The sequence below is a fragment of the Kitasatospora sp. NPDC002522 genome (assembly GCF_053595195.1).
In genome coordinates this window covers 202,134-211,849 of sequence record NZ_JBSFXE010000011.1, presented here as the reverse complement: position 1 = coordinate 211,849, position 9,716 = coordinate 202,134, and the positions used below count along the sequence as shown (strand labels likewise).

Below are 9,716 nucleotides of genomic sequence, written 5' to 3'. Positions count from 1 at the left end.
CCCCGCGCCGCGCGCGCCCGTGCGGTTCCGGTCCCCGCGGTTGTCCCTGCCGGGGGCTGCCCGGGGGGCGGGGGGGGGGGGCGCCCCGCCCCCCCCCCACCCCCGTCCGACGGTGCCTACAGGCCGAAGCGCCGTCCCAGGTCCCCCAGGTTCCCGAGGTTCCCGAGGCCGGGGATGTTGGGGAGCTGTTGCTGCGCGCCGTGGCCGGCGGCGCCCTGGTGCGGGACGCCGGAGCCGGGGACGCCGGCCTCCGCGGCGACGACGCCGACCGAGCGGTCGGCCATCAGCGTCTCGGTGGACTGCATCAGCACCTGCCCGGCGCCGATGAACTCGAACTGGTGCTCCTCGCCGCTCGCGCCGCCGAGTCCGGTCAGGTGCCGCAGCCCGCCGATCAGGCCGTGCATGTAGCTGTGGTCGTAGTGGTGGCAGGGCGCGGGGCAGTCCGCCCAGCCGACCAGGGCCTGCGGGTCGACCCGGATCGGCGGTTCGACGAAGTGCACGGGGCCGTTGGAGGCCGCGACGAACTTGCCGGTGCCGATCAGGGTGAGGAAGCCGGGGATGATCGACTGCTTGAGCTGCAGCGAGGGCTCGAAGGCGAGCAGGTTCCCCGAACGGACCGTCAGGTTGCCGTTCTCCAGGTCGTAGGAGTTCAGGTCGAAGGCCCGGTCGGCGAGCAGCAGCTTGCCGCGGCCCTCGGCGACCACCCAGTCCGAGGCGTGCAGCGGGGAGTTGAAGTTCCGCTCCAGCATCTGGTCGATGACGCCGCGGCCGACGCCCGAGAAGCGCATCTCGCCGTAGTAGGCGATCATCTTGCCCTTCTGCAGGTAGTACGCGCCGTTCAGGTCGACCGAGAAGCAGTACGGGTTGACGTTGTCGTTCGCGGGCAGGCTCGACGGGTCCCACACCTTGGGGCCCTCGCCGCCGGGAGCCTGCAGCAGCGGCGCGCCGAACTGGCCGCCGGGGCCCGCCTGGTACTGCTGCTGCGGGGGCATCGGCTGGCCGGCCTGGGTGGGCTGGTAGGCCTGCTGGTACTGCTGCTGGTCGTACCCGGGCGGCGGCCCCTGCGGCGGGTACGGCTGGCCCTGCGGCGGGTAGCCGCCCTGCTGCGGGTACGGCTGCTGGCCGTAGGGGGGCTGCTGGGGCGGGTAGGGCTGCTGCCCGTACGGGGGCTGCTGCGGGGGGTAGGACATCAGAGCTTCACCTCGCTGGCCTGCACGTAGACCGCACCCTGCCCGGAGAGTTCGAGCTGGAACGCCTCGCCGGAGCCCCGGCCGATCATGTCGCGCCAACCGACGGCGCTGGAGAGCTTGTTGGTCACCTGGCCGCGGTGCGCGACGTACGCCTGCGGGTCGACGTGCACCGGCTGGCCGGGGGTGATGGGGAGTTCGACGACGCCGCCGTGGGCCATCACCGCGACCGCGCCCTTGCCGGTCAGCTGGGTGGTGAACAGGCCCTGGCCGGTGACCTGGCCGCGGACCACGCCCATCAGGCCGCCCTGCTGGCCCATGAACATGGTGGACTGCTGCAGGCTGCCCTCGAAGGCGAGCAGCCGGTCGGCCTCGACGAAGAGCGCGTCGCCGGTCAGGTCGATCAGGTGCACGTGGTGGCCGCCGTGGCCGAACATCACGGTGCCCTGGCCCTCGACGGTCATCAGCGGGGTGTCCTCGTTGGCGACCCGGCGGCCGATCATCGACATCACGCCGCCCTGGCCGCCGGCCATGTTGGGCTTGAAGGTGACCTCGCCGGTGTAGCCGAGCATCGAGCCGCGCTGGGAGAAGATCCGCTGACCGGGGATCACCTGGGCGGAGATCATCTTGTTGTTGATCCGGGTGAAGGCCATCAGACGTCGCCCCCGAAGGTCATCCGCTCGGAGGGCTGGACGTAGACCAGGCCCTCACCGGTGAACTCGACCTGCATCGCCTCGCCGCCGCCTTCGCCGATCAGGGTGGTCCAGCCCGCACCGGACTTCAGGGACCGGTTGAGGTTGCCGGTGTGCGCGACGTACGCCCCGGGGTCGACCCGCAGCGGCGGCATGCCCTGCGAGACCCGCAGGATGACCGCCGGGCCCTTGGAGGTGACGGCGGCCCAGCCCTGGCCCTCCACCTTGGTGGTGAACAGGCCGTTGCCGCTGGCCATGCCGTTCAGCCCGGTGAAGGAGGTGCCGGTGTGCAGCGTCGCCTCGGTGCAGAGCAGGTTGTCCGACTCGACGTACAGCGTCTCGCCGTTCAGCCGGACCAGATTGATCTCGGTGGCCTTGTCGGCGAAGAAGCAGGTGCCCTGCCCCCTCACCTCCATGACCTCCATGCGCTCGCCGGTGAGCCGGCGGGTGACCATGCCACGCAGGCCGTCGCCGCCGCCGGAGAGCTTCTTGAAGCCCATCTGCCCGGTGTACGCGACCATCGAGCCGTTGCGGGCCTTGACGGTGTCCCCTGCCAGATCGACGGCTAGGACCTTTGACCCCTGAAGTCGGAACTGTGCCACCCGGTGAATGTATCGGGCCCCCGCCCCGTGCGGGGAGGGGGCGCGGACGGCTGGTACCGAGCCGGTACAAAACCCGTACCGGCCCGATGCGCCGTCAGGCCGCCTGCGGGACGGCGCCGGCGGACTCCTCGACCTCCAGCAGCGAGGCCGAGTGCTTCTCCGCCTCGAACGCCGCCCGGCCGCCGCGCAGCCCGAACAGCCGCTTGGAGAGCATGATCCAGAGCACCGCGGCGATGTTCAGCAGCAGCGTGCAGATCTTCAGCACGCTGACGTGCTCGGTCAGCTCGTAGCCCTCCAGCGGCAGGAACGCGGCGGTGGCGACCACCGTCAGGTACTCCGCCCACCGCTGTCCCCACCACAGGCCGAAGGCCTCGACGATCTCGACCAGCGCGTAGACCACCAGCGCGACGGCGACGTACAGCAGCGTGGAGTGCTTGTAGTCGAAGGTCTTGCGGATGGTGTCGACGATCGGCGAGTGCTCCAGGTCCCAGTGGAAGTGCTCGGTGACCGGCTTCAGCACGGAGAGGTTCTCGTCGAAGATCCGGCGCACCGCGTCCTGGCTGTTGGAGAACTTCCACACGCCCCAGGCGACGATCACGATCAGCAGGCCGCGCAGCAGCCGCTCGACGGCCAGGAAGCGCAGGATGAACAGGTCGCGCAGCGCCTTGCCGCGGGGGACCAGCGGGGCGTTCTCGGCCGGGCCGGAGCCGTGCGGCTCGCCGAGCGCGAAGTCGCCGCAGCGCAGGCAGCGCCAGGCGGTCCCGAGCGAGGTCTCGGTGTGCAGGCGGGCGCGCAGCCCCGCTTCGTCGGGCGCGTAGGTGATGTGGCCGCGCCGGGCACAGGTGTGGCGGTTCCAGTCCCGCTTGAACATGTCGCTCGTCCCCCGTGGGTGGTGCGGGCCTGCCGCTCAGGCCGCGCGCAGCACAGCAGGATAGGGGGTCCGTCCGTCGGCGTTGTCAGGTCGGTGATAATAGGCACGGCTTGTGCGTGCATTCACAAGCTGTCCGTACAAGCCCGCCCGTGCCCCCGTGAGGAAACCCCCGTGAAGAGCGTCGCCGCCGTCCACCGCCTGCGCCTGGTCTCCGGCCCCGAGGGCCTGTCCTTCATCCTGCTGCTGATCTGCTCGGTGCTGAAGCGCACCACCAGCTTCGACGCCGTGCCGGTGATGGGCATGGTGCACGGCATCCTGTTCATCCTGTACGTGGTCTTCCTCGCCCAGGCCTGGCAGCAGCGCCGCTGGGAGCCCAAGCGCGGCATCCTGCTGTTCGTGCTCTCGGTGCTCCCGACCGGCGGGTTCTTCGCCGAGCGGATGCTGGCCCGGGAGGAGCGCGGCGAGGTGGTCGCCGCCCCGGCGACCGCCTGACCCGCAACGTGGTGCGCGGCGGCCGGGCCTCCTCGTGGGAGGCCCGACCGCCGCGGGCTTTTCCGGGACGGGTGCGTCAGTTGACGTTGACCGCGGCCCAGGCGGCGGCGACCGTGTTGTACTCGGTCGAGCCGGAACCGTAGAGGTCGGCCGCCGCGCTCAGCGTCGCGGTGCGGGCGCCCTTGTAGTTGGTGGTGGAGGTCATGTAGACGGTCAGCGCCCGGTACCAGATCTGCTGGGCCTTGGCCCGGCTGATGCCGGTGATGGTCGAGCCGTTGTAGGTCGGCGAGTTGTAGCTGACCCCGTTGATGGTCTTCGCGCCGCTGCCCTCGGCCAGCAGGTAGAAGAAGTGGTTGGCGACGCCCGAGGAGTAGTGGACGTCCTTGCTGCCGACCGTGGAGGACCAGTAGTCGGCGGACGCGCCGTCCTTGGAGGGCTTGTCCATGTAGCGCAGCGGCGTGCCGTTGCCGTTGATGTTGATCAGCTCGCCGATCAGGTAGTCCGGCACGTCCTTCGACAGGTTGGCGTAGAACTCCACCATGGTGCCGAAGATGTCGCTGGTCGCCTCGTTGAGGCCGCCGGACTCGCCCGAGTAGTTCAGGCCGGCCGTGTTGGAGGTGACGCCGTGGCTCATCTCGTGGCCGGAGACGTCGAGTTCGGTCAGCGGGTGGGTGTTGGACGAGCCGTCACCGTAGGTCATGCAGAAGCAGCTGTCGTCCCAGAAGGCGTTGACGTAATTGCGCCCGTAGTGGACCCGGCTGTACGCGCCGACACCGTCGTTGCGGATGCCGCTGCGGCCGAAGGTGTTCTTGTAGAAGTCCCAGGTGACCGCCGCGCCGTACTGCGCGTCCACGGCCGCGGACTCGCCGTTGGAGACGGTGCCGTTGCCCCAGGTGTTGCTGGTCTTGGAGTAGAGGGTGCCCTTGCCCGAGGTCTTGCCGGCCAGGGTGGTGGTGTACTGGCCGCCGCGGGTGGCGTCCTTCAGCGAGTAGGTGCTGCCGGACAGCGTGGTGGTCAGCGAGACGTTGCCGACGAAGACGCCGTTGCCGGTGCCGGTCGCGTTGGCGGTCTGGATCTCCTCGTGGGTGGAGAGCACCGCGCCGCTGTCCGCGTCGGTGACCAGGATCTGACGGCTGGGGGTGCCGTCCGCGCGCATGCCCTCGACGGTGGTCCGGTAGGCGAGGCGGGGGTTGCCGTCCGCGGCGAAGATCACCAGCTGGGCGGCGCCGGCGCCGGAGACCGAGGAGATCACGGCCTCGTCGGCGTCGCCGGCCTGGCCGACGGTGGCCTGCACCGTGCCGGCGGCCTTGTTGGAGGCCTGACCGGCGGTCAGCTTCGGGCTCAGCGAGGCGGGGGCCAGGCTGCCCTTCACTGCGAGGTCGGAGGAGCGGACCTGGCCCTTGGCGTCCTGGTGGACCACCAGGTCGCCGCCGAGCACCGGCAGTCCGTTGTAGGTGCGCTCGTAGCGGAAGTGGCGGGTGCCGTCGGCGTCGACGACGGCGTCCTTGACGACCAGCTTCTCCTGGGCGCCGAGGCCCAGGGTCTTGGCCGCGCCGGGGGCCTGCGCGGCGGCGAGCGCCAGCAGCTCGCCGCGGTGCTGGCCCGCGACGTTCTGGGCGGCCGGGTTGGGGACGGCCTGGGCGATCCCGGCGCTCACCTGGATCGCGGAGGCCAGGATGGCCGAGGCAGAGAGAACGGCTCCGACAGCGAGCTTTCGCTTCACGAACGGATTCCTTCCGGATCAACCGCGTGTGCGCGGTCGCACGCCGTTCCGGGGCACCGGGGTCAGTGCCTGCTGGGGCGGAACGAGTGCTGACGTGCAGCTCCGTGCGGTCAGACGACTGCTGCCGGTGGGGTGGGGCCGGCGGCGTCGAACGGGGCTGGCCAGAAGCATGACGATCGTTCAAATGCGGGAACAGCACTTCGGCAACGATTGGCAAACTCTCGCCAGTGGACCCGCAATGTCGAAGTCGGAAAAGCAGAGGTTTAGCCGCGAACCATGCGGCGCGGTCTGGGGATCCGCCCAACTCCCGTCCGTTCACTGAATATTGCCGGAATATCCGGTGTAAACGGCCGCCGGGCGGCGTTGTCCATCTGTTTGGCGTGATCCCGCCAAGAGGTGGCCTTGTCTGCCATCGTGGACACCTGCTACCCCGCCCGCCCCCCGCGAGTACGGTGGGGTGCGTGGCCAAGCCCCTCTCCCTCGACTTCGACCCGATCGCCCGCGCCGACGAGCTGTGGACCCGGCGCTGGGGCAGCGTGCCGTCGATGGCGGCGATCACCTCGGTGATGCGCGCGCACCAGATCCTGCTGGCCCGGGTCGACGCGGTGGTCAAGCCCTACGGCCTGACCTTCGCCCGCTACGAGGCCCTGGTGCTGCTCACCTTCAGCCGGGCCGGCGAGCTCCCGCTCTCCAAGATCGGCGAGCGGCTGATGGTCCACCCCACCAGCGTCACCAACACCGTCGACCGGCTGGAGGGCGCCGGCCTGGTGACCCGCCGCCCCAACCCGCTGGACGGCCGCGGCGTCCTGGCCGCCATCACCGAGCGCGGCCGCAAGGTGGTCGAGGAGGCCACCCGCGAGCTGATGGCCGTCGACTTCGGCCTGGAGGGCTACGACGAGCAGGACTGCCAGAACGTCTTCGACCTGCTGCGCCCGCTGCGCGTCGCGGCCGGCGACTTCGCCCTGCCGCGCCAGGAGGGCCCCGGCGGGGACGACGCGTAGGGGCGGTTACCCTCGATGCAGCGGTGCGCCCAGGCGGGGCGCGCCGGTGAGACGTGGCCGAGTGAGGCGAGGACAGAGATGAAGACCCCACCCCTGCTGGGCTGGTACCGGGCCCTGGCGATCGCGACCGGTGTCGCCCTGCTGGTGTTCTGCGGGTTCATCGTCGCGAAGTACGCCTTCGACACCGGCGCCGAGGCCACCACCTACGTCGCGATGCTGCACGGCTACCTCTACATCGGGTACTTCGTGGTGACCTTCCTGCTCGGCCAGAAGCTCAAGTGGCCGCTCGGCCGGATGGTCCTGACGCTGGCCGCCGGCTGCATCCCGTTCGCCTCCTTCGTCGCCGAGCGCAAGGTGGCCGGCGAGGCCGCCGCCGCCCTCGCCCCGGCCGCTCCGGCCCCCGAGACCGCCGGCGTCTGACCCGCCGCCCGCACGTCGCAGCGCCCCTTCCCCGGACCGCCGGGGGAGGGGCGTTCGTGCATTCGGCCGCCAGGCATCGACAGGTACTAGGACGTCCGAGTAAATTGCTAGGACATCCTAGTAGTTCTCTGCCGCCCCACGAGGACGGCCGCACGGAGCGGGAGTCGGAGCCGATGGACGCCGAGCAGATCGAGGCCGGCCGGCAGCGCTGGCAGCAGCGGTACGACAAGGCACGCAAGCGGGACGCGGACTTCACCACGCTCAGCGGCGAGAGCGTCGAACCGGTCTACGGCCCGCCCGCCGGGCAGGAGGTCGAGGGGTTCGAGCGGATCGGCTGGCCCGGTGAGTACCCCTACACCCGCGGCCTGCACCCCACCGGCTACCGCGGCCGCACCTGGACCATCCGGCAGTTCGCCGGCTTCGGGAACGCGCAGCAGACCAACGAGCGCTACCGGATGATCCTGGAGGCCGGCGGCGGCGGCCTCTCGGTCGCCTTCGACATGCCGACCCTGATGGGCTACGACTCCGACGACCCGCGCTCGCTCGGCGAGGTCGGCCACTGCGGCGTCGCCATCGACTCCGCCGCCGACATGGAGGTGCTGTTCGCCGGCATCCCGCTCGGCGAGGTCACCACCTCGATGACGATCAGCGGCCCCGCCGTCCCGATCTTCTGCATGTACCTGGTGGCCGCCGAACGCCAGGGCGTCGACCCCGCCGTGCTCAACGGCACCCTGCAGACCGACATCTTCAAGGAGTACATCGCGCAGAAGGAGTGGCTCTTCGCCCCCGAGCCGCACCTGCGCCTGATCGGCGACCTGATGGAGCACTGCGCCCGCGGCATCCCCGCGTACAAGCCGCTCTCGGTCTCCGGCTACCACATCCGCGAAGCCGGTGCGACGGCCGCGCAGGAGCTCGCCTACACCCTCGCCGACGGCCTGGCCTATGTCGAACTCGGCCTCTCCCGCGGCCTGGACGTCGACGTCTTCGCCCCCGGCCTGTCGTTCTTCTTCGACGCGCACCTCGACTTCTTCGAGGAGATCGCCAAGTTCCGCGCCGCCCGCCGGATCTGGGCCCGCTGGATGCGCGACCACTTCGGCGCCAAGACCGACAAGGCCCAGTGGCTGCGCTTCCACACCCAGACCGCGGGCGTCTCGCTCACCGCCCAGCAGCCCTACAACAACGTGGTGCGCACCGCCGTCGAGGCGCTGTCCGCGGTGCTCGGCGGCACCAACTCGCTGCACACCAACGCCCTCGACGAGACCCTCGCGCTGCCGAGCGAGCAGGCCGCCGAGATCGCCCTGCGCACCCAGCAGGTGATCATGGAGGAGACCGGCGTCACCAACGTCGCCGACCCGCTGGGCGGCTCCTGGTACGTCGAGGCGATGACGGACAGGATCGAGGCCCAGGCGGAGGAGATCTTCCAGCGGATCCTGGACAAGGCCACCGCGGACCACCCCATCGGCCCGATGACCTCGGGCATCCTGCGCGGCATCGAGGAGGGCTGGTTCACCGGAGAGATCGCCGAGGCCGCCTTCCAGTACCAGAAGTCCCTGGAGAAGGGCGACAAGCGGGTGGTCGGCGTCAACTGCCACCCCGGCACCGTCACCCCCGAGCTGGAGATCCTCCGGGTCAGCCACGAGGTGGAGCGCGAGCAGGTCCGGGTGCTGAACGAGCGCAAGTCGCACCGCGACGACGCCGCCGTCCGGGCCGGCCTGGACGCGATGCTGGCCGCCGCCCGCTCCGGCGCCAACATGATCGAGCCGATGCTGCACGCGGTCCGCGCCGAGGCCACCCTCGGCGAGATCTGCCACGCCCTGCGCGACGAGTGGGGCACCTACCGCGAGAACGCGATGTTCTGACGGTCCGTCGGGGGCAGGGGCGTCCGCCTCTGCCCCCGCTCCTCGTGGCGGCGCTACGCGGCCAGCCGCTCCGCCAGGAACGCCTCCCAGCTGCGGCCGCCGTGCGCGGCCTCGGGGGCGGCGAGGTTCTCGCCCTGCCGGTAGGCGCGCCCGACCTTCCCGGCCAGCGGCACCGGCAGCGCGAGGCGGCGGCGGCCGGTCGCGGTGAGGTACCCGCGGGCCAGGTCGGCGAAGGCGTAGGCGCGCGGGCCGGCCAGGTCGGGGACCAGCCCGGCGGGCTCGCCGAGGACCAGTTCGACCAGGCGGTCGGCGACCTCGCGGGCGTCCACCGGCTCGAAGCGCAGGCCCCCGGGGGCGGGCAGCACGGGGAGCTTGGCCAGCCTGGCGGCCATGGTGAACACCAGGTCGTGGAACTGGGCGGCGCGCAGCACGGTCCACGGCACCCCGCTGTCGGCGAGCGCCCGCTCGGCGTCCCGCTTCGCCCGGAACCAGCCGAGCGGCATCCGGTCCGCGCCGATCACCGACACCATCACCACGTGCCGCACGGCGCTGCCGCGCAGCGCCGCGGCGAGGTGGCGGGCCGCCGTGTCGTCGCCCCTCGCACCTCCGGCCAGGTGCAGCACCGCGTCGACGCCGTCCAGCGCCGCGGCCAGGCCGGTGCCGGCCACCAGGTCGCCGCGGACGTACCGGACGCCGTCGGCGTCCGGGTGCTCGCCGCGGGTGAGGACCCGGACCGTGAAGCCCGCGGCGAGCAGGCGGGGCACGGTGAGCCGGCCGAGGGTGCCGGTGCCGCCGGTGACCAGGAGGGTGGCGGGGGTGGTCATGTCGGTCTCCGATCCGGCCGCCGGAGTGATCGTCCGGCCTGCCAC

Annotated in this window: 10 protein-coding genes; 4 read left to right on the top strand and 6 right to left on the bottom strand. The window is 71.4% G+C overall.

Translation table 11 applies throughout. The features are described from left to right. Positions 1-116 precede the first annotated feature (116 nt). The 4 genes from ACWD4U_RS12565 to ACWD4U_RS12550 all read right to left on the bottom strand — a co-directional run bounded on the left by ACWD4U_RS12565 (position 117) and on the right by ACWD4U_RS12550 (position 3,352). Entirely contained in the window at positions 117-992 is an 876-nt protein-coding gene (locus tag ACWD4U_RS12565; RefSeq protein ID WP_449787178.1) for an AIM24 family protein, read from the bottom strand. 197 nt (positions 993-1,189) lie between these two features. After that, positions 1,190-1,840 carry an AIM24 family protein gene (locus ACWD4U_RS12560; protein WP_363451023.1) on the bottom strand — a complete coding sequence of 217 codons (651 nt, stop codon included), beginning with the start codon at positions 1,838-1,840 and terminating at the stop codon, positions 1,190-1,192. After that, a complete protein-coding gene (locus ACWD4U_RS12555) occupies positions 1,840-2,481 on the bottom strand; it encodes an AIM24 family protein (RefSeq protein ID WP_363451021.1) in 642 nt (213 codons plus the stop codon). Before ACWD4U_RS12555 ends, ACWD4U_RS12560 begins: the two co-directional genes overlap by 1 nt. Before the next feature lie 94 nt (positions 2,482-2,575). Beyond that, positions 2,576-3,352 carry a DUF2127 domain-containing protein gene (locus ACWD4U_RS12550; protein WP_363451019.1) on the bottom strand — a complete coding sequence of 259 codons (777 nt, stop codon included), beginning with the start codon at positions 3,350-3,352 and terminating at the stop codon, positions 2,576-2,578. A gap of 171 nt (positions 3,353-3,523) precedes the next feature. Here ACWD4U_RS12550 and ACWD4U_RS12545 point away from each other — a divergent pair, with 171 nt between their 5' ends. Beyond that, on the top strand, positions 3,524-3,844 hold the full coding sequence (locus tag ACWD4U_RS12545; RefSeq protein ID WP_363451017.1) for a DUF3817 domain-containing protein: 321 nt from the start codon (positions 3,524-3,526) through the stop codon (positions 3,842-3,844). 76 nt (positions 3,845-3,920) lie between these two features. On the opposite strand, the gene ACWD4U_RS12540 is transcribed toward ACWD4U_RS12545, so the two are convergent. Next, on the bottom strand, positions 3,921-5,567 hold the full coding sequence (locus ACWD4U_RS12540; protein WP_363451015.1) for a M4 family metallopeptidase: 1,647 nt from the start codon (positions 5,565-5,567) through the stop codon (positions 3,921-3,923). Between the two features lie 461 nt (positions 5,568-6,028). On the opposite strand from ACWD4U_RS12540, the gene ACWD4U_RS12535 reads away from it, so the two are divergent. The 3 genes from ACWD4U_RS12535 to ACWD4U_RS12525 all read left to right on the top strand — a co-directional run bounded on the left by ACWD4U_RS12535 (position 6,029) and on the right by ACWD4U_RS12525 (position 8,847). After that, a complete protein-coding gene (locus tag ACWD4U_RS12535; RefSeq protein WP_363451013.1) occupies positions 6,029-6,568 on the top strand; it encodes a MarR family winged helix-turn-helix transcriptional regulator in 540 nt (179 codons plus the stop codon). 78 nt (positions 6,569-6,646) lie between these two features. Further along, positions 6,647-6,988 (top strand): DUF3817 domain-containing protein, encoded by a 342-nt coding sequence (locus ACWD4U_RS12530; protein ID WP_363451011.1) that lies wholly within the window; start codon positions 6,647-6,649, stop codon positions 6,986-6,988. 173 nt (positions 6,989-7,161) lie between these two features. Next, positions 7,162-8,847: an acyl-CoA mutase large subunit family protein gene (locus ACWD4U_RS12525; protein ID WP_363451009.1), complete on the top strand. Its 1,686-nt coding sequence runs from the start codon at positions 7,162-7,164 to the stop codon at positions 8,845-8,847. 53 nt (positions 8,848-8,900) lie between these two features. On the opposite strand, the gene ACWD4U_RS12520 is transcribed toward ACWD4U_RS12525, so the two are convergent. Continuing rightward, positions 8,901-9,671 carry an SDR family oxidoreductase gene (locus ACWD4U_RS12520; RefSeq protein ID WP_363451007.1) on the bottom strand — a complete coding sequence of 257 codons (771 nt, stop codon included), beginning with the start codon at positions 9,669-9,671 and terminating at the stop codon, positions 8,901-8,903. Between the last annotated feature and the right edge of the window lie 45 nt (positions 9,672-9,716).

Excerpts from the sequence above, each read along its gene's own strand:
- ACWD4U_RS12565 (WP_449787178.1), bottom strand. The coding sequence starts at position 992 with ATGCCCCCGCAGCAGCAGTACCAGGCGGGCCCCGGCGGCCAGTTCGGC.
- ACWD4U_RS12560 (WP_363451023.1), bottom strand. The coding sequence starts at position 1,840 with ATGGCCTTCACCCGGATCAACAACAAGATGATCTCCGCCCAGGTGATC.
- ACWD4U_RS12550 (WP_363451019.1), bottom strand. The coding sequence starts at position 3,352 with ATGTTCAAGCGGGACTGGAACCGCCACACCTGTGCCCGGCGCGGCCAC.
- ACWD4U_RS12530 (WP_363451011.1), top strand. The coding sequence starts at position 6,647 with ATGAAGACCCCACCCCTGCTGGGCTGGTACCGGGCCCTGGCGATCGCG.
- ACWD4U_RS12525 (WP_363451009.1), top strand. The coding sequence starts at position 7,162 with ATGGACGCCGAGCAGATCGAGGCCGGCCGGCAGCGCTGGCAGCAGCGG.
- ACWD4U_RS12520 (WP_363451007.1), bottom strand. The coding sequence starts at position 9,671 with ATGACCACCCCCGCCACCCTCCTGGTCACCGGCGGCACCGGCACCCTC.